Origin of the sequence: Xanthomonas sp. WHRI 6106 (assembly GCF_040202405.1) — a bacterium.
In the GTDB taxonomy this organism is placed as follows: Bacteria; Pseudomonadota; Gammaproteobacteria; order Xanthomonadales; family Xanthomonadaceae; genus Xanthomonas; species Xanthomonas cannabis.
Window position 1 is genome coordinate 361,196 of sequence record NZ_JBEGFC010000003.1, and the last position, 19,531, is coordinate 380,726.

13 protein-coding genes and 3 pseudogenes are annotated in these 19,531 nt (G+C 66.7%); 9 read left to right on the forward strand and 7 right to left on the reverse strand.

All coding sequences use genetic code 11. The features are described 5' to 3' along the window. Window positions 1-19 precede the first annotated feature (19 nt). The 3 genes and pseudogenes from ABQZ09_RS07220 to ABQZ09_RS07225 form a co-directional block, all read right to left on the reverse strand. Window positions 20-1,009 (reverse strand): annotated as a pseudogene (locus tag ABQZ09_RS07220) (ATP-binding protein); the annotation flags it as partial. A gap of 179 nt (window positions 1,010-1,188) precedes the next feature. Beyond that, window positions 1,189-1,513, reverse strand: a pseudogene (locus ABQZ09_RS19870) (two-component sensor histidine kinase); the annotation flags it as partial. Further along, entirely contained in the window at window positions 1,510-2,229 is a 720-nt protein-coding gene (locus ABQZ09_RS07225) for a response regulator (protein WP_081422439.1), read from the reverse strand. The pseudogene ABQZ09_RS19870 and the gene ABQZ09_RS07225, both read right to left, overlap by 4 nt. 137 nt (window positions 2,230-2,366) lie before the next feature. On the opposite strand from ABQZ09_RS07225, the gene ABQZ09_RS07230 reads away from it, so the two are divergent. The 6 genes from ABQZ09_RS07230 (at window position 2,367) to fghA (ending at window position 10,772) form a co-directional block, all read left to right on the forward strand. Beyond that, the gene (locus ABQZ09_RS07230) at window positions 2,367-3,482 is read left to right on the forward strand and encodes a glycosyltransferase (RefSeq protein ID WP_349776502.1); all 1,116 of its coding nucleotides are present in this window, start codon (window positions 2,367-2,369) and stop codon (window positions 3,480-3,482) included. 398 nt (window positions 3,483-3,880) lie between these two features. Continuing rightward, on the forward strand, window positions 3,881-7,504 hold the full coding sequence (locus ABQZ09_RS07235) for a PAS domain S-box protein (RefSeq protein ID WP_349776503.1): 3,624 nt from the start codon (window positions 3,881-3,883) through the stop codon (window positions 7,502-7,504). Window positions 7,505-7,789: 285 nt separating this feature from the next. Continuing rightward, a complete protein-coding gene (locus ABQZ09_RS07240) occupies window positions 7,790-8,065 on the forward strand; it encodes a metal/formaldehyde-sensitive transcriptional repressor (RefSeq protein ID WP_039411209.1) in 276 nt (91 codons plus the stop codon). A gap of 63 nt (window positions 8,066-8,128) precedes the next feature. Then, complete coding sequence (locus tag ABQZ09_RS07245; protein ID WP_039411211.1) at window positions 8,129-9,238, forward strand: S-(hydroxymethyl)glutathione dehydrogenase/class III alcohol dehydrogenase; 1,110 nt, start codon at window positions 8,129-8,131, stop codon at window positions 9,236-9,238. Window positions 9,239-9,307: 69 nt separating this feature from the next. Next, a complete protein-coding gene (gfa, locus tag ABQZ09_RS07250) occupies window positions 9,308-9,883 on the forward strand; it encodes an S-(hydroxymethyl)glutathione synthase (RefSeq protein ID WP_039411228.1) in 576 nt (191 codons plus the stop codon). Between the two features lie 58 nt (window positions 9,884-9,941). Then, complete coding sequence (fghA, locus tag ABQZ09_RS07255) at window positions 9,942-10,772, forward strand: S-formylglutathione hydrolase (RefSeq protein WP_039411212.1); 831 nt, start codon at window positions 9,942-9,944, stop codon at window positions 10,770-10,772. Window positions 10,773-11,637: 865 nt separating this feature from the next. On the opposite strand, the gene ABQZ09_RS07260 is transcribed toward fghA, so the two are convergent. Continuing rightward, window positions 11,638-13,047 (reverse strand): aminotransferase-like domain-containing protein, encoded by a 1,410-nt coding sequence (locus ABQZ09_RS07260; RefSeq protein ID WP_349776504.1) that lies wholly within the window; start codon window positions 13,045-13,047, stop codon window positions 11,638-11,640. A 190-nt stretch (window positions 13,048-13,237) separates the two neighbouring features. Between ABQZ09_RS07260 and ABQZ09_RS07265 the strand changes: the two are divergent. After that, window positions 13,238-13,432: pseudogene (locus tag ABQZ09_RS07265) on the forward strand (phenazine biosynthesis protein PhzF); the annotation flags it as partial. Continuing rightward, the gene (locus tag ABQZ09_RS07270) at window positions 13,429-14,349 is read left to right on the forward strand and encodes a DMT family transporter (protein WP_349776505.1); all 921 of its coding nucleotides are present in this window, start codon (window positions 13,429-13,431) and stop codon (window positions 14,347-14,349) included. The pseudogene ABQZ09_RS07265 and the gene ABQZ09_RS07270, both read left to right, overlap by 4 nt. A gap of 39 nt (window positions 14,350-14,388) precedes the next feature. Here ABQZ09_RS07270 and ABQZ09_RS07275 read toward each other — a convergent pair whose 3' ends face one another. Further along, window positions 14,389-14,727: a hypothetical protein gene (locus tag ABQZ09_RS07275; RefSeq protein WP_039411215.1), complete on the reverse strand. Its 339-nt coding sequence runs from the start codon at window positions 14,725-14,727 to the stop codon at window positions 14,389-14,391. An 86-nt stretch (window positions 14,728-14,813) separates the two neighbouring features. Next, window positions 14,814-15,758, reverse strand: a complete 945-nt coding sequence (locus tag ABQZ09_RS07280; RefSeq protein WP_039411217.1) for a DegV family protein — start codon at window positions 15,756-15,758, stop codon at window positions 14,814-14,816. A gap of 466 nt (window positions 15,759-16,224) precedes the next feature. Here ABQZ09_RS07280 and ABQZ09_RS07285 point away from each other — a divergent pair, with 466 nt between their 5' ends. Continuing rightward, window positions 16,225-17,040 carry a GH12 family glycosyl hydrolase domain-containing protein gene (locus ABQZ09_RS07285; RefSeq protein ID WP_039411219.1) on the forward strand — a complete coding sequence of 272 codons (816 nt, stop codon included), beginning with the start codon at window positions 16,225-16,227 and terminating at the stop codon, window positions 17,038-17,040. 405 nt (window positions 17,041-17,445) lie between these two features. Here ABQZ09_RS07285 and ABQZ09_RS07290 read toward each other — a convergent pair whose 3' ends face one another. Beyond that, window positions 17,446-19,047 carry a rhamnogalacturonan lyase B N-terminal domain-containing protein gene (locus ABQZ09_RS07290; RefSeq protein WP_184556080.1) on the reverse strand — a complete coding sequence of 534 codons (1,602 nt, stop codon included), beginning with the start codon at window positions 19,045-19,047 and terminating at the stop codon, window positions 17,446-17,448. Between the last annotated feature and the right edge of the window lie 484 nt (window positions 19,048-19,531).

Here is a 19,531-nt window from a genome sequence, read left to right on the forward strand (position 1 = left end):
TGGCCGGCCCGCTCTGCGCTCAGCGCCGCTCCGGCATGCACGGCAGGCGCACGGTCACGCGCAATCCGCCCTGGGCGCGATTGTCCAGACGCAGATCGCCGCCGTGCGCCAGCACGATGCTGTGCGCCACCGACAGGCCCAGGCCGATGCCGCCGGTGCCGCGGTTGCGCGAGGACTCGCCACGCACGAACGGCAGCAGCAGTTGCTCGCGCTGGGTCGGGTCGATGCCGGGGCCGTCGTCGTCGATCCACAGCACCCCGTCCTCGCCGTCGCGCTGCAGGTGCAGACGGGCGCATTTGCCGTATTTGAGCGCATTTTCGAGCAGGTTCATCACCGCGCGACGCAACGCCAGCGGGTCGCCGTCCAGGGTGATCGCCGGGCCCGGCAACAGCACCGCGTCGGCGCCGATATCGGTGGCGTTGTCGACCACGCTTTCCACCAGCAGTCGCAGGTCCAGCGGCGCGCGCTCGCCGCGATGCCGATCGTTCTGGATGAAATCCAGTGCGGCGGAGATCATCGCCTTCATCTCGTCGATATCGGCCAGCGCCTTCTCGCGGAGCGGCGGTTGCAGGTCGTCCAGGCGAAACGACAATCGCGCCAGCGGCGTGCGCAGGTCGTGCGCGATCGCTGCCACCATGTGGGTGCGCTCGTTGATCAGGCGGTTCAGGCGTGCCTGCATGCCGTTGAACGAATCGGCCGCGCGCACGATCTCCGGCGGGCCGCTGCGTTGCAGTGCAGGGGCATGCGGGTTGCGGCCCAGCCGGTCGGCGGCTTCGGCAAAGCGCTTGATCGGCGCCGACAGCGCGCGCGAAAACCACCACGCCAGCGGTACGTTGGCGAGCAGGCCGGCCAGGAACAGCAACACGACGTGCGTCTTGAATTCGGCCGACAACCGCCGGCGCGGCGACTCCACCGTGCGCCAGCGGCCATCGGGCTGCTGCAGGGCGGCGGTGAAGCCGTCCAGCAGCGGCACGCCGGGTGTCAGCCGTTCGTTTTCCCAGTCTTCCGGCGCCTGGCCCGGCGCTGCTTCACTGCCGAAGGGCCGGCCGTCGGTCGCGACCGCACCCGCACGGGCGGGCGGCCATTCCGTCGGCCGCTGTCCGTGGTCGCCAGCGGCGCCATCGGCCATCTGCGGCAGCCTGCGCGCGCGCGGCGACGGCTGCTCGTCCAGGCGCGGGACCTGGCGCTCGTCGGCGCTGCGATAGAACCGCACGTGGCGTGCGTCCACGTCCAGCCAATGCGCCAGCAGCATCTCCGCAAACCGGTCGCGCACCTGGCCAGACGGCGGTGTCGGCGCCTGCGCACCATCGTGCACCTTCAGGGTCTGGGTACCGGCCGGCATGCGCGTGGACAGCAGTGCCACCACCTCCGGCGGATGCACCGGTGGCTCGTACACCGGCGTGCGCATCACCAGCAGGGCGATGCCGATCACCTGGGCGGTGAACAGGGCCACCGCCAGCAACACGAACGTACGGGCAAAGATCGACAGCCCGCGCCGTGCCGGCTTGCTCACAGGCGCGAGACGCTCGGCAGCAGCATGTAGCCTTCGTTGCGTACGGTGCGAATCAACTCGGTATGGACGCGCTCATTGATCTTGCGGCGCAGGCGGCTGATCTGGCTGTCGATGGCGCGGTCGTAGACGTCGGTGTCGCGACCGCGGGCATAGTCCAGCAACTGGTCGCGGCTGAGCACCCGCTGCGGGTGCTCGACGAAGGTGCGCAGCAGGGCGAATTCGCCATCGGACAGATTGATGAAGATGCCGGTGGGGTCGCGCAGGTCGCGGCGTACCACGTCCAGCCGCCAGCCGGCGAATTCGTAGACGTTGCCGCGCTGGTCGGCCTGCTCGCTGCTGGCCTGGCTGCGCCGCAGCAGCGCGCGGACCCGGGCCAGCAACTCGCGTGGATTGCAGGGTTTGGCCAGGTAGTCGTCGGCGCCCACTTCCAGGCCGATGATGCGGTCGGTGTCGTTGCCCAGCGCGCTGAGCATGATGACCGCAGGTGAACCGCGCTCGCTGGCCAGGGCACGTGCCGCACTCAACCCATCTTCTCCGGGCATCATCACGTCGAGTACGATGAGGTCCGGGCGGTGCTGCGCCATGCGCGTGCGCATGTCCGCCACGTTTTCGGCCACGTCCACCTGGTAGCCGTGGGCGCTCAGGAATTCGCCGATCAGCTTGCGCAGGTCGGGGTCGTCGTCGACCACAAGAACGCGGGGTTGTTGCATATCCATGGAGGTCATCGTCGGTGGCGCGGAGGTTGGCCCGCGCGGGGTGGTGGCTACCGGATACATGGTGCTCGCAGATGCAAGGCTGGAACAAACATAATAATGATGGATTTTGTCAACCATTGGCACACGTGCAAGGCACCATGACGGGACGGGACATCGCGCAGGACATCATCGCTTCGACACTGCGCCAGCCCGACGGTGTGCGTGCGCAGGCAAGGGCGTTTCCGATGATGCGGGTGATCAGCCGCGACAACGGCGTGGGCCTGACCCGCGACATGGTGCTGATGGCGCAGACCCTGCGCGCCGGCGGCGTGCCGGTGCAGGAACTGGGGTTCACCAGCCAGCGGCTGCAGGACACCGGCCGCGAAGCGCGGCTGTGGGCCAGCCGCGCGCTGTTCGGGCGGGTGCCGCTGCAGATCTTTTCCGAACGCGTCTACGCGCGCTGCCTGGCGCTGGGGCAGATCAATCTGCTGGTGCCCAATCCGGAATGGCTGCTGCCCAAGTGGCTGCCGTTGTTGCCGCGCTTCGATGCGGTGCTGTGCAAGACCCATCATGCCGAGCGGATTTTCCAGAGCCTGGGTTGCACCACGCGGTTCATCGGTTTCACCAGCCCGGATCGCTACGACCCGCACGTGCCGCGGCAGCGCGCGTTTTTCCACCTGGCCGGGCGCAGCACCGCCAAGGGCACCCGCGTGCTGCTGGAGACCTGGAAGCAACACCCCGAGTGGCCGCTGCTGACCGTTGTGCAGAACCCGCGCACCGCCGGCAAGCCGGTGGTGGCGCCGAACATCGATCACCGCGTCCGTTATCTGGACGATGCAGAACTGCGCCGGCTGCAGAATGCCCATCTGTTCCATCTGTGTCCTTCCGAGGCGGAAGGATTCGGTCACTACCTGATGGAGGCGCTCAGCGTCGGCGCGGTGACGCTGGCGACCGATGGCGAGCCCATGAACGAATTGGTGCGGCCCGAGCATGGCGTGCTGATTCCTGCGGCCGAGGTGCGCCAGCGGCGCCTGGCCTCGTATTACTACGTGGACGCAGCTGGCATTGCGCAGGCGGTGGATACCGCACTTGCCATGCCGCAGGTGCAGCTGGATGCCCTATCGGCCAATGCGCGCGCCTTCTATCAGGCCAACGATGCCGCATTCGCGGCCCGCTTCCGGAATGCGGTGCTGGCATCGCTGCCCGGGCATGTGGCAGACGACGCAATCGGTGTCGAGCCGGTCGGTGTCGAAGCAGTCGTGGTCGAGCGTTGACGTTCGACGTCGATGTGCTGCATTGCTGCACATGCTGCAGCGCCTGCGTGTGCCGAGCTGCCATCGATCGGTGTGCGCATGTGCGTGAGGTGCTTCCACCTCTCCGCCAGATTGCGGGCCGGCTGATCCTCATCAGCATCTGACTGCATCGCAACGCCTGCGGCGGGCGGCAAGCGGACGTTGCCGTAGGTGCGCCTTGCGTGATGTATCGCCAAGCGCCGATGGATTAGGGTGCCCGGACTACGCTGATCGAGAACGCGCTACGGCTGCCGTCATCGTGCAGCGCCTGGTCCGTGTCGAGCACGCTGCTGACAACCTCTTCGCTGTTGATCGCGCATTGTGGTTGCCAAGGATTGCGAGTGATCGATCATGGCTCCTGCAGGAAAGATCCCGTCACAATGAAGAGTCCCTCCGGGCCACAGTTTGAGAGTGAGGTGGCGTTGCGCGACGAGCTGGAGGGCATGCGCCAGCTGCATGCGTTGCAGGTCGGCCTGGCGGCGCAAGCGGACGCGCGCGTCGCGTTGAGCGAGATCACCGCGCTTGCCTGCGCATTCGCGCGCACCGCCTGTGGCTGCGTGCAGCTGGTCGATGCGCACAGCAGCGAGATGGAGTTGCGCGTCTATCAAGGACACGACGAAAACAGCCCGTTCGTGCAGCATTTCCTCAAGGACGGGTTTCAGGCGACCTGCCAGGCCATGCGCCGCGAACGCCGGCAACTGGTGATCGAAGATATCGAAGCGTTCGCGCCGCTCAAGCACACGCCGGACTACGACGCAGCGCTGTGCAGCGGCATCCGTGCCGCCCAGTTCACGCCGTTGTTCAGTCGCGACGGCACGCTGCTGGGCTTGCTCGGAACGCAGTTCAGCGTCCCGTATCGTCCCGCCGATCATGAGCTACGGCTATTGGAACTGCTGGCATGGACGGCGGCCGATTTCATCGAGCGCTACCGGTCCGAGCGCGCGCTGCGCGCCAGCGAATCGCGATTGCTGGCCTTGTCTGCAGCAAGCTCCGAGGTGCATTACCGGGTGAGCCCGGACTGGAGCGAGATGTGCGCGCTGGGCAACGCGGACGCGTTCGCGGGGGTGGTTGATCCGGACCGGCGCTGGATCACCGACTACATCCCCGAGGAGGATCAGGCGAAGGTACGCGATCGCATCGATGCAGGCATCCAGGGCAGGAGCGCGATCATGCTCGAGCACCGTGTACGCCGCAGCGATGGCAGCGTCGCGTGGATGTCGACCAAGGCCGTGCCGGTGATGGAGGCCGATGGCCGCATCCGCGAATGGTTCGTGGCGGGTGTCGATGTCACCGCCCGCAAGCAGGCCGATGTGCAGCTGCGCGCCAGCCAGGCGCGGCTGGCCTATGTGCTCGATCAGGTCCCCATCGGCGTGGGATTGTTCGATACCGCCGGCATCTTCACTTACAGGAATCCGCGTCTGCACAGCCAGCTCGGTGACCGGATTCCGTCGCGCGACGACGTGCATGGTGGGCACTGGAAGGGCTTCGACCAGCAGGGCTGCCCGGTGGCAAGCGAAGACTTTCCAGGCGCGCTGGCCTTGCGTGGGGTGGACTCCGCCTTGCCGGTGGACTTCGTGCATGTCGGGGGCGACAGCGAACGCTGGTTGCGCGTCACCGCCGTGGCGCTGCGCGACGGCGACAAGGTGACCGGCGGGCTGACCGTGGTGCAGGACGTCACCGAGCAGCGACAGGTGCAGGCAGCGCTATGGCAGCTTGCCGAACGCAACCGCGACATCCTGGAAAGCATTTCCGATGCGTTCTACGGCGTGGATGCGCAATGGCGTTTCACCTACGTCAATCGGCAGGCCGAAGCGGTGTGGGCGCGCACGCGTACAGCGTTGCTCGGCAAGGTGCTGTGGGACCAATTCCCGGAGATGGTGGGCTCGCCAACGCACCGCGCGCATCTGCAGGCAGCGCAGAGCGGCCGCATGATGCGCCTGGATGCCGCATCGCCGGTGCCCGGGCACTGGGTCGACATCAGCATCTATCCCACCGGCGACGGCGGCCTGTCGGTGTATTTCCGCGACATCACCGATCGCAAGCATGCCGAGCAGCAACTGCGTACCAGCGAGGAACGCTTCCGCACCGCACTGACCATCGAAACGGTGGGGGCCACGTACTTCGACATGGACGGCCGCCTGATCGATGCCAACGATGCGTTCCTCAAGATGACCGGCTACAGCCGCGCCGAGGTCGAGGCAGGCGGACTGACCTGGCAGAACCTGACGCCGGCGGCGGCGAGCGCGTTGTCGGCGCATGCCTTCCACGAGCTCAAGACCAAGGGCAGTGCCACGCCGTACGAGCGCGAATATCGGCGTAAGGACGGCAGCCTGCGTTGGGCCTTGTTCGCCTCCAAGCTGCTGCCCGACGGGACCGGATTCGAGTTCGTACTGGATATCACCGACCGCAAGGCCACCGAGGCGGCGCTGCGCGAAGTGCAGGACCGCAACGCCTTCCTGCTGAAGCTCTCCGATGCGCTGCGGTCGCTGTCCGATCCGGCAGCGATCCAGAGCAAGGCGGTGTGCCTGCTCGGCGAACACATGAACGCCGGGTGCGCCTATTACATGGACGTGGACGGCGATGGCGGGCGCCCGCTTGTCGCACGCCACTGGCATCAACCGGGCCGGGCCAGCCAGGCGCACGGCACGGTGCTGACTACCTGGCCGCTGTCCTGGCTGAGCGAGCCGGGCACCTGGGTGGTGCGCGACACCCGCACCGGGGGCGCGCTGCCCGACGACCAGCGCGCGGCGGCCGGTGGCAACGAGATCGGTGCGCTGATCGCGGTGCCGTTGATCAAGCAGGGGCAGCTGGTGGCCGCGCTCGTGGTCAATCAGCGCAACGCGCGCGACTGGACGGTGGCCGAGGTGCGGCTGGTGGAAGAGACCGCAGCACGCACCTGGGAGGCCCTGGAGCGTGCACGTGCGCAGGGTGCATTGCGGGACAGCGAGGAGCGTCACCGCGTGATCCTGGAAAGCGCGCTGGACTATGCCATCTTCACCGTCGACCCCGGCGGGCGGATCCAGACCTGGCCACCCGGCGCCGAAGCGGTGTTCGGCTGGAGCGCCGAGGAAGCGGTAGGGCAGGACATGGCGATGACCTTCGTCGCCGAAGACCGGCTGGCGGAGGTGCCGCAGCACGAGCTCGAGCAGGCGCGCCGTAGCGGCGTGGCCCCGAACATCCGCTGGCATCAATGCAAGGACGGCCGCCGGGTGTTCATCGAAGGTGCCACGCGCCCGTTGCGCGATGGCAACGATAAGCCGCTGGGCTATCTCAAGATCGGCCAGGACGTGACCCGGCGACGGCAGTGGGAAGATCGCCAGCAGGTATTGCTGGCCGAGCTGCAGCACCGCACGCGCAACCTGATGGGCGTGGTGCGCGTGGTCTTCAACCGCACCCAGCGCAGCAGCAAGAGCATTGCGGAACTGGCGCTGGTCTACAACGACCGTCTGGATGCGCTGGCACGCGTGCAGAGCCTGTTGTCGCGCTTGAACGACGGCGACCGCATCCTGTTCGACGAGTTGCTGCAGGTCGAACTATCGGCGATGGGCGCAATCGATGCGCAGGGGCGCGGTGAGCGTGTCGTGCTGGAGGGGCCGCGTGGAGTGCGGCTGCGCTCCAGTACCGTGCAGACCTTTGCGCTGGCCCTGCATGAGCTGGCCACCAATGCCAACAAATACGGCGCGCTGGCGCAGCCTGGCGGGCACCTGCTGGTGCGCTGGCAGCTGCATTGCACCGACGACGGCATGCGCCTGCGCATCGAATGGCGCGAATCCGGCGTGGACATGCCGGCACCGGGGGCCGCCCCGCAGGGATCCGGCTACGGCCGCGAACTGATCGAGCGCGCGCTGCCGTATCAGCTGCAGGCCGAGACCACGTATGTGCTTGGCCCCGATGGCGTGCGTTGCACGATCGCGCTGCCGGTCTCGGAAAGCATGCGGCTGGCAGCCGACCGCAACACGCCATCTGCCGCCGGCGACGAAGGACGTGCTGCCGGCGATGGGTAGCGCACGCGGGTGCCGCGGCCCGACGCACGCTGCCGTGGTCCCGTCGGGATCGCGCCTGTCGTACGCAGGTCTGCGGCGCAGGACGTCGCGCGATGGCATGCGGCAACGCAACAGTCCACTGACGCAGGCGGGTTCAGCCTGGCACGCGCCAACCGTCCCGTGCTGACCTGAAAACCATCACGGCGGTACTGAAAACCGTCTGCGCGCCTAACGCGTCCAGCGGTGGCATCGCTTTTCTGCTGGAAATGCCTATACTGCCCCCCAGTATTTTGGCTGGGGGCCGGCATGCCGCATTCGCCGCTGGAAAAGAAGCGCGCCCTGGCGCGGGTGCGCCGCTTGCGCGGGCAGTGCGACGCGCTTGAGCGGGCGCTGGAGTCGGGCGCAGACTGCGCGCCGGTGTTGCAGCAGATCGCTGCGATCCGCGGGGCCGTCAACGGGCTGATGTCGCAGGTGCTTGAAGCGCATATCCGCGAGGACTTCGGGCATGCCGCCGCATCCGATGCGCAACGCGCCGAACGGGTGCAGGACCTGCTGGGTCTGGTCCGGTCCTACCTCAAATAAATCTCCCACCGGGCCGGCGCTTGCCGGTTCCGTCCTTGAACATCTCGTCAGGAGCGCTACCCCATGAAATCCCGTGCAGCAGTCGCATTCGGACCCGGCAAACCGCTGGAAATCGTCGAAATCGACGTCGCACCGCCGAAGGCCGGCGAAGTGCTGGTCCGCATCACCCACACCGGCGTGTGCCACACCGATGCCTTCACCCTGTCTGGCGACGACCCGGAAGGCATCTTTCCCTCGGTGCTGGGGCATGAAGGCGGCGGCATCGTCGAGCAGGTGGGCGAAGGCGTCACCAGCGTCAAGGTCGGCGACCACGTCATCCCGCTGTACACGGCCGAATGCCGCAAGTGCAAGTTCTGTCTGTCCGGCAAGACCAACCTGTGCCAGGCCGTGCGCGCCACCCAGGGCAAGGGCCTGATGCCCGATGGCACCACGCGCTTCTCCTACAACGGCGAGCCGATCTATCACTACATGGGCTGCAGCACCTTCAGCGAATACACCGTGGTGCCGGAAATCTCGCTGGCCGTGGTCAACCCCGACGCGCCGCTGGAAAAGGTCTGCCTGCTTGGCTGCGGAGTCACCACCGGCATCGGCGCGGTGCACAACACCGCCAAGGTCAAGCCGGGCGAGAGCGTGGCGGTGTTCGGCCTGGGCGGCATCGGGCTGGCGGTGATCCAGGGTGCGGTGCAGGCCAAGGCCGGGCGCATCATTGCCATCGACACCAACCCGGGCAAGTTCGATCTGGCGCGCAGCATGGGCGCCACCGATTGCATCAACCCCAAGGACTACGACAAGCCGATCCAGGAGGTCATTGTCGAGCTGACCGATGGCGGCGTGGACTTCAGCTTCGAGTGCATCGGCAACGTCAACGTGATGCGTTCGGCGCTGGAGTGCTGCCACAAGGGCTGGGGCGAGAGCGTCATCATCGGCGTGGCCGGTGCCGGCCAGGAAATCAGCACCCGTCCGTTCCAGCTGGTCACCGGCCGGGTGTGGCGCGGTTCCGCATTTGGTGGCGTCAAGGGACGCACGCAGTTGCCGGGCATGGTGGAGCAGTCGATGAAGGGCGAGATCGATCTCGATCCGTTCATCACCCACACCATGCCGCTGGAAGAGATCAACGAGGCCTTCGACCTGATGCATGAAGGCAAGTCGATCCGCACCGTGATTCATTTCTGACCAGACGGCCAGGAGCGGCGCGCGGCCGCCTCCGCGCACGTGGTACCCGAGACTCCCGGGAGGGACATGATGACAAACGTGTCGATTCATCCTTCGGTAGATGGTGGTGTTGCGCGTGGAGGTGCGGAGGGTTTTCAGGGGGGGACCCTCGAATGCCACTGCGCGACCGACAAGGTGACCGTGGAGGTGGCCGCGCAGACCGCGCACAACCACGCCTGCGGTTGCAGTAAGTGCTGGAAGCCTGCGGGCGCGAAATTTTCGGTGGTGGCGGTGGCGCCGCGCGACAAGGTCACGGTGACCGCGCATCCTGAAAAGCTGAAGATCGTCGATGAAAGCGCGACGATCCAGCGCCACGCATGCACCGGATGCGGTGTGCATCTGTATGGCCGCATCGAGAACAAGGACCATGCGTTCTACGGTCTGGATTTCGTGCACACCGAGTTGTCGAAGCAACAGGGCTGGTCAGCACCGGGCTTTGCGGCCTTCGTGTCGTCGATCATCGAAACCGGCACGCCGCCGGCGCAGATGGACGGCGTGCGCGCGCGGCTGACCGAGTTGGGGCTGACCCCGTACGACTGCCTGTCGCCGGGATTGATGGACGCGCTATCGACCCAGGTTGCGCGCCAGAAAGGCCTGCTGCATTGATTGTCCAACCCTGCAGCCGGTGCACCGGCTGCAGGGTTTCTCTTCGTAAGGAATCTTCATGGAACGTATCGAACACCGCGCCTGCTTCGGCGGCTGGCAGGACGTGTATCGCCATCAGTCGCAGACCTTGAATTGCAGCATGCAGGTGGGCGTCTATCTGCCGCCGCAGGCTGCCGATGGCCCCTTGCCGGTGCTGTACTGGCTGAGCGGCCTGACCTGCACCGAACAGAATTTCATCAGCAAGGCCGGCGCGCAGCGCTACGCGGCCGAGCACGGCGTGATCCTGGTTGCGCCCGACACCAGCCCGCGCGGCGACGATGTGGCCGACGCGGACGGCTACGACATCGGCAAGGGCGCCGGTTTCTACGTCGATGCCACCGAGCAGCCCTGGGCCGCGCACTACCGCATGTACGACTATGTGGTGAACGAATTGCCGGCGTTGATCGAAGCCAATGTCGCCACCACCGGCGTGCGCGCGATCAGCGGCCACTCGATGGGCGGGCACGGCGCGCTGACCATTGCATTGAAGAACCCGGGCCGCTATCGCAGCGTATCGGCGTTTTCGCCGATCGTCGCACCGAGCCTGGTGCCGTGGGGCGAGAAGGCGTTTGCGCAGTACCTGGGCGACGATCGCGCGACGTGGAAGGCCTACGACGCCACCGCGCTGATCGCGCAGGCGCAGGAACGGTTGCCGCTGTTGATCGACCAGGGCGATGCAGACGAATTCCTTCAAAACCAACTGAAGACCGCGCTGTTCGAAGATGCCGCCAACGCGGCCGGCTATCCGGTTACCGTGCGGATGCAGCCAGGCTATGACCATAGCTATTACTTCATCGCCAGCTTTATCGGCGAGCACATCGCGCATCATGCGGCGGCGCTGCGCGGGTGATGGGGTGCGGTTGCGGGCGGTTGAGGATGTGATTGGGCGGGGCGGGGCGGGGCGGGATGGCGCGGCACGGCAAAGTGGCAGACATCCCCGCAGTCCCCAGGTTGCACCGATGGTGGCAACGCACACGAGCGCAGACCGCAAGTGATCCCTTCTCCCTTCGGGAGAAGGTGCCCCAAAGGGGCGGATGAGGGTACGGGCGAAGCCGCACGCGGTTGAACGTAGCGTGGGCTTCGCCACGTACCCTCACCCCAACCCCTCTCCCGGCGGGAGAGGGGCTTGCCACCGCGCTGAAGTTCCGCGTCGAGCGGATGGTGGATGCAGCCAGGCCATGACCGTGGCGGTTATTTCATCGCCAGCTTTAGGTGCGAGCACATCGATCGCCAGTTGTATCGGCGAGCACATCGCGCATCATGCGGCGGCGCTGCGCCAGTGGTGGGGTGCGGTTGAGGTTGTGATTGGATGGGACGGGACGGAACGGGATGGGATGGGCAAAGTGGCAGACATCTCGAAGTCCCCGTGTCGCACCGATTGGCGGCAACGCACACGAGCGCAGACCGCAAGTGATCCCTTCTCCCTCCGGGAGAAGGTGCCCCGAAGGGGCGGATGAGGGGACGGGCGAAGCCGCATGCGGTTGAACGTAGAGGGCTTCGCCACGTACCCTCACCCCAACCCCTCTCCCGGCGGGAGAGGGGCTTGCTACTTCACTGAACGTCAGTGTCGCGTTGGTGCGGGTATCGTCGTCACCCAACACCCAACACCCAACACCCAACATCCAACATCCAACATCCACACCAACACCAACACCAACACCAACACCAACACCAACACCAACACCAACACCAACCAAGCTGATGCCTGCAACGCGCTAGCGCGCCGCCCGGGCCGCCAGCTTCCCCAATCGCCGCATTGCGCGTTCCAGCGTCTCGCTCCATGGCTGGCCGCAGGTCAGGCGGATGTGATCTGCGTAGTCGCCGCGGCTGGAGTACAGATGGCCGGGCGAGGTGCCGATGCCTTCAGCCAGTGCGGCCTCGAACAATGCTTGGCCACTTCCACCCTCGGGCAATTGCAGCCACAGCGATAAACCGCCAGCCGGGTCGCCGATGCGTGTGCCATCGGGCCAATGCCGCACGATCGCATCGCGCAGGCGTTGGCCGTTGTCGGCCAGGGTGCGGCGCAGCTTACGCAGATGCCGTTCCAGGTCGTGCTGCGCCAGATAATCGGCCAAGGCCAGTTGCGGCAGGCTGGCGCTGCCGACGGTGGAAAAATACTTGGCGCGTACAAAGGCCTCGGTCCAGTCGCCACCGAGCAACCAGCCCACGCGCAAGCCGGGTGCCAGCACCTTGGAAAACGACCCGCAGGTGATCACATTGGCATGGGTGTCGAAGTGGCGTAGCGGGCGCGGTCGCTGGCCCGACCAATCCAGCTCGCCGTAGATATCGTCCTCGATCACCACGGTGCCATGGCGGGCGCAGCTGTCGAGCAGTGCGCGCTTTGCGCTGTCGGACGTCAGGCTGCCATTGGGATTGTTGAAGTTGGGCACCAGCACCGCCGCGCGCACCGGCGTGCGTTGCAGCAGCGCGTCCAGGCGCGCGACATCGATGCCCTGGCCTGCGCGGTTGGGCACCTCCAGTACCTTGAGCCGCAAGGCGGCCACCGCCTGCAGGATGCCGTGATAAGTGGGCGTCTCCACCAGCACCACGTCGCCCGGTGCGGTGAGCGTGCGCAAGGCCAGGCTGATGGCTTCCATCGCACCGGCAGTGATCACGACTTCTTCCGCAGCCACGGTGGTTGCGCAGTGTGCATAACGCTGTGCGATCTGCCGGCGCAGTGCGGCATGGCCTTGTGGCGGTGCGTAGTCCAGTGCGGCGGTACGTTGGCGACGCAACTGACGCGAGAATGCTGCTGCCAACTGTGCGGCCGGCAACAACGCCGGCGCGGGAGTGGCGGTATGCAATGGCACCAGCTCGGTACGCGCCAGGGTGTCGAGTACGCGCTGCAAGGCCGGGTTGTCCACCATGCCGGGTTTACGCCGACGCGTTGCGGGTGGTGGTACAGGTGATGCAGCGGCGGTGGTGCGCACGAAGTAGCCGGAGCGCGGCCGCGCCTGCACGCGTCCTTCGCGTTCCAGCTGCAGGCAGGCCTGCACTGCCGTTGCCGTGCTGATGCCGTGGTTGGCGGCCAATTGCCGGATCGAGGGCAGACGCTCGCCGGCACGCAGGGTGCCGCCTTCAATCTGCTGTCGCAGCTGCATGGCGAGCGATTCATACAGAAGCATGAGCCGGTACCTTTCATCTGTATTGGTCAATTTGCAGCGTATCTGAATCTGTCATGGTTGTGTGGTGCATTGCAGACTGGCTGTGCCCGGTGAATGCGCCAGGCGTGTGTCCTCTCTTGCGAGGTTGGTCGTGCTGCTTCCCGTGTTTATCGTCGATGCGTTCACTGCGGCGCTTCAAGGGCAATCCTGCGGTAGCGAAGATCCGGTGACCGGGTCGATCCATGCCGCGCTGGCGCCGCCATGGCCGGGCAGGCCGGGCAGGACGCAGTTGACCGCACTGCAGGCATCTGCGCGCGCCGGCGAACGTGCATGCCGGGTGGAGCCGCGGCATGTGTCTGTGCGCGGCAGCGCTGTGCAGTATCCGCAGGGAACGATTGCGCTATGAGCATCGCCTTGTCTGTTCAAGCGGCATCGGCCGGCATTGCGCGACGTGCGATCTGGCAATTGCTAGTGGCCGAGGTGTTGATCGGGTCAGTGGGCGTGTTCGTGCACGAAAGCGGGCAGGATCCGGTGACGGCGGTGTTCTACCGCTGCCTGTTCGGCGCGCTGTTTCTCAGCATCTGCGGCCTGATCGGCGGACAGTTGCGTGGGGTGTGGCGCGACCGCACGCTGCTGCGCGATGCCGTCATCAGTGGCGTGCTGCTGGTGCTGAACTGGGTGGCCTTGTTCGCCGGCATGGCGCGCTCGTCGATCGGCGTGGCGACGATGGTCTACCACGTGTTTCCGTTCGTGATGTTGCTGCTGGCGGCGCTGCTGCAGGGCGAGCGCACCCGCCGCGCCGACCTGGGCTGGACGCTGCTGGCGTTTGTGGGCGTTGCGTGTTCGGCCGATCCGGCGCGGCTGTGGCAGGCCGCCGATCGCGGCTATCTGCTCGGGATTGCGCTGACCTTGCTGGCCGCGCTGCTGTGCGGCGCCTCGCTGCTGATGTCACGCCGCATCAGCCGTGAGCGGCCGTTGGCGGTGGTGACGGTGCAGTGCTGGGTCGGCACGTTCCTGCTGGCGGGGTTTTCCAGCAGCAGCGCGTTGCATCTCGGCCTGCACTGGGTCTGGCTGGTGGGGCTGGGCGTGATCCACAGCGGCATCGTGTACGTGCTGTTCTATTCGTCGTACCGGCATCTGCAGGTGGCCACGATCGCGGTGCTGGCGTTCGTGTATCCATTGGTCACGCTGCTGCTGGACTATCTGCTGTACGGCCACGCCCTGGTACCGGTGCAGTGGCTGGGCCTGGCACTGATCGTGCTGGGCACGCTGGCGGTCAACCTGAAATGGCGCTGGCCACGCCGTGCATCGACACAGGCGTGAGCGTGCGCCGCCACGCATCCCGCATGGCGGCGCACACCGTCAACGCACGTCGCGCATCTGCCAGTGCGACCCGGCCAGGGCCTGCATGCGCTGCTTGAACAGATCGCCGGGAATGCTGGTGGTGGCAACCAGATCGATGCGCAGGTCCTGCTGCTTGCCGGTGACCGTGGCAGCCGGGTCGGTGATGCCCAGGCTCGGGTCCACCTCATCCGGGTCGGCCTGCAGCTGGCGCCAGCGATCGAACCACGCCGGATCGCGCAGGGCGGCCTGCAACTGCTCGGCAAACGCCTCGGCGCCGTTGGCGGTGAAGCTCACCGAGGGCGCGCTGCCGCGGGCGAGCTTGGGGTCGGGCAGGCTGATCGAGTAGCTGACAGGCATGGACACGCTCCGTTGAATGACGGCGGCACACTAGCCGAGGACGGGTGAGAACGCCGTCGAAGGCCAGGTGCCGCCAGGCGCGTGCCTCAGGCGGAAAAACCATGCGGCTGGGCCGCGAAGGCCACCGCCAGCGCGCCCTTGCCGACGTTGACCATGCCGGTCAGGCTCATCACGCTTTCGAACAGTTCCACGCCGTGGCTCTGGCAGGCGCCCTGCAGCGCCGCGTAGCCGGGCAGGGCATGCAGCTCGGCCAGCTCGCCGCCATAGCCCACGCACACGGTCGGGGTCATCAGGCCGTCGCGGATCTTGCGGACGGTGAAGCCAAACAATTTGTCGGCCGATGGCTCGAAGCCCTTGAGCTTGGCCACCGGCTCGGTGACGCCGCGGTACGCGCGCAGCACCGGCTTGATATCCAGCGCGCTACCCAGCGCCGCACCGATCAGGCCCACGCTGCGGTCGCCCTTGGTGCGCGCCCGTGCGCGCAGGTAGTAGAGATCGCGCGGGATCATGTAGCCGTAGGTGTGCTCGGCCAGCTGTTCCAGGCGGGTGCGGATCGCCGCCACGCCCTGGCCCTGCTCGCGCAGGCGCACGGCCTCCACCGCGGTGATGCCCTGGCCGGCAAACAGGTTGAGTGTGTCGATCACGCGCAGCGCAAACGGTGAGCCGTGGCCGGCGGCCTGACGGATCGGCTTGTAGTCGTTGAGAATCGCAAAGCTGGCCTGCATCGCGTTGTCGAAGATCTGGCTGCGCAGCTTGGAGATGGTCAGGCAGAACACGTGGTCGTAGTCGATGACCAACCGCTGCAGGAACAGGTCGCGGATCTGGTTGACCGAAAGCGGCGTGGTCTCGGCCTCGTGGCCGCGCTCGGCCACATGCGCCTGCAGAAAGCTCAGCGTGGCCTCTTCATCGCGGTGATCGGCCAGCACGGCCTCGCCGATGCGCACGCTGATCGGCAGCACGATGACGTTGTTGCGTTGAAGAAATTCCTGCGGCAGATCGCACGCACTATCCACCACGATTCCGATGCGCATCGTCGCCCCCTCCGGCTGTTGCGTCGTCTGTACTGCGAACGCTATCGCAAATCCGCCGCCGCGCGTAGACCCGTTGGCGGGCCGCGTGCAGGCTGCTTGCGCGCCTTCAGCCGCGCCTGCCGGCCCTTGCATGGCCATTGTCCGGCAGCCCGGGCCGCGCTGCGGTGGCAGCACACCCGTCGGCGGTGCGTTGCCTGCCATGTCGCCCTGCAGCATTCCCCCTCGCGGGTGTGCCCAGGTGCCTGAGCGATACATCTCGCCACCGCCGGGAAATGGCGGCGAACTGCGGACCAGGACACGCTTGGCTTGCCAGGTAGCGCCCGCTATCGCGCTTGGCTGCTCCGGCCTGCCGGAATCGCTATAGCTCCTCTCACAGCACCGCTGCTAGGGTCGGTCACGACCGCTGCAGGGCGGGTCTCGGTGGCGCCGCACTGGCGCCGCCGCGCCGAACACAATGGAGACAGAGATGCAGACCACCCCATCCAACACCCTCACGCAGGCCGCGCCCAAGGCGACCACTACACGGCGGCGCGCATCGCGCTGGTGGAAGGCGGCACTGGCCCTTGGCCTGGTGGCGCTCGCCCCCGTGGCCCTGGCCGGCCCGTACAAGATCTTTGGCAACCACTACGCGTGGGTCAACAACTTCAACGACCCCAACAACATCATCCAGGGCACCTTCGGCACCGGCAGCACGCCGGAGTTGACCGTCACCTTCAACTTTGCCGACTACAACCTCTACGGCTACCCGGCCATCGTGCGCGGCTGGCATTACGACTGGAATCCGACCACCGACACGCTGTTTCCCAAGCAGATCTCGTCGATCAGCTCGCTGCCGTTCAAGTTCAACTACAGCGCCGGCGGCAGCAATCTGGCCGGCGACTTCGCCTACGACATCTTCTTCCGCTGGGATACCGCCAAAGGCAATCCGCAGCTGGAGGTGATGATCTGGGGCGACCACAACTCATGGCCGATCGGCACCGTCACCGCGACCAAGGTGATCACCGCCGGTGGCCGCACCTTCGATCTGTGGGAGGGCTTCAACTCCGGTGCCGGCTATTACGTCTACACCTTCATCCCGACCGGCACCGCCGGACAGCCCACGCTCAAGACCAGCGGCAGCCTCAACATCGACGCCAAGCCGTTCCTGACCTGGCTGCAGAACAACCGCTCCAAGGATGGCCGCTACAACAACAGCATGTATCTGCATGCGGCCGAGGCGGGCTTTGAAGTGGTGCGTGGCAATGGCTGGGCCAAGGTCAGCGCCACGATGGATGCCAAGTAACGCGATGGGCTGAGGTGCGCGTGGGCCGCCAGTGTGGCGGCCCACGCGCTGCGCTGTTCGCGCGTGCATCGCCGGCAGCTGCGTGGGGCACCACCTGCTCGCGGCTTTCGCCGGGCATGAGGCGCATCACGCCAATGAGGTGGCCGTCTGCGCCGCGCCTGTCATGCAGGCGGCGCGCATCGGAGGAGGCCACGGTGACCGGTCCGCATGGGGGCCGTGTCTGCGCCCCGTCAGCGCGTGGACATCTGCTGCGTGACGCAGGCCGGTGCGCTGGCGGATGACGCAATGGTCGTGTGTCCGGTGCGTGGCGTCCTGCCAGATGGCAGGCGTCCCCATCCCCTGATCGGAGCTCACCCATGCACCGGCAGCGCGTACCTGGCGATTACGTAGTCGTGTTCACCGCTGTTACATCGCCACTAGCTGGATGCTGTCGAACACGACGGCCGGGCTGAGGAACCCGTTATCCGGCGATCCGGAGGCAAGCCCGATCTCGATGCGGTTGCTCCCGGCCTGCAGCGCCGACGCGGGGATGTCCACCTCATACAGCGTGTTGTTGCCGCGTGTGGTGCCACGGGTGATGCCGCGCGTCTTGGGCTGGTTGGGAGCAGCGGGCACCGGGCCGTTCCAGCGGGCATTCACGCTGACCTGCGGGCGTGCGCTGACCTGGGCCAACGGCACGAAGATGCGCAGGCGATAGTCGCGCACCTCGCCGGAGGCCAGGGCGAAGTCGATGCCGGTGGGGGAGTTGATGCTGCGCCACTGCACCGCCGGAAAACTGCTCATGCTGCTGGCGCCCACGGTGTAGGTCAGCGGTGGCCAGCTCATGCGCCGGTCGGACGGGTGCGCGCGCGGCAGCAAGTCGGCATGTCGAAATCCGGCCGGCGTGCCGTCGGGCACGCCGATCTGCCACTTCACCGTTCCTGGCGCTGTCACCGCCTGCAACGCGGCCTGCGCCGTGGCATTGGCAAACACTTCGACATCGCGCTGCGCCACCTCCAGCTCGTTCTGATACAGCGTCATGCGATAGCGCCCCGGGCGCACGCCGGCAATCTGGTAATCACCGCTGCCATTGGCTCTGGCCCAGTACTGCGCCTGCGCGTTGCGCAGCCCGATCACCGCCGGCTGCCCGGAGAGCACGCCGCCGACGCGGCCGCTCACCGCACCCCGCCCGTTAGCGGCCAGATAGCCGTTCAAGCCCAGCGTGGCATCGACGAAGTCGGTGCTCAGCTGCGCGCTCGATGGCGCGCCGCCATCGGTGAACAACAGGCCGTAGACACCATGCAGGCCGCCGCGGAAGGCCTCGGTCTGGGTATGGTCGGAATACATGTAGTTGTAGAGCTCATGGGTCACGCGGGTTTTCTGCGTGGCGATGTCCTTGAAGAACGGCCCGCCGGAACTGCGTTCGCGGTTGCCCATCAGCATGAACACCGCAACCCCGGCGCCGCTGACACCATGCACCTGGTCGTCAAGCATGCGCCGCGCGGAATAGAACTTGGAGCTGGTGCGGCCGTCCGGCAGCAGGAAGACATCTTCGCCTTCGATCGCCGTGCCGACGCTGGAATCGGGTTCCTGCTGGGCAGTCGGCAACTTGGACACATTCAGGCGCGCGATGAAGCGCAGTTCGCCCACCGGCAGCAAGGTCGGCGCATAGGTGGCCATGTAGATCGCATTACGGCCCTTGCGCACGATGTAGTACTGCACCAGATCGCCGGCCTTGGCCGATACCACGATCGCCCCGCCCACCACGCGCGCGTCCACGCTGGCACTGCCCAGCCCGGAGGCGATGTGCGAGCCCTTCGATTCGGTGGTCTGCAGCTCGTTGTCGCGGTAGCGCATCGACACGATGTCGCCATTGTTGGCATTGACCGAAAACACCAGCTCGGCGCCGCTGTCCACCACCACGCGGTCGCCGCTGCGGGTGAATCCGAATGCCGCCATGGCCGGGGCGCTGACGCCGGCGTACAGGCACAACGCGCATGCCAGCATGCGCAGGGTCGGGCAGAACATGTGGGTCTCCATGGCGACGTGAGGCGGCAAGCCGGATGCCGATGCGCGATGCTAGGCGGGCTGGACCACGACGGCGAGCGCGCAAGCAGCAGAGCGTGCGGCGCGTCCAAACTTCAGCAATGAACCTAAGCGCCGGTCACGCTTCGGCTGCGACCGGCAGACGTATGGCATGTGCCGCAGCACCTGCCTGCTGCGTCGATCTGCGTCGCGATGTGGCTGGCTTGGCGCAGCACGCCGCAATCGAGCCAACGTCATCCGCCGGCTCGAACCAGCGGGTCCGTGGTCGGGCAGCGGCTGCGCCCGCAGCTGGCAGCTGCCAGGGCACGAAGGCTGCCGGGTAGTGCCAGCCGCCAAACCGGCAACAGGCGATAGCCCCGATGGCTGCATCACTGCAGCGAAGGCCGCCGGCGCCACGCGACGAGACGCCACGACAGCGCATCGCCCATGTCTGCCAGTCCACCGCCCACCCACGTGCAACAGCAGG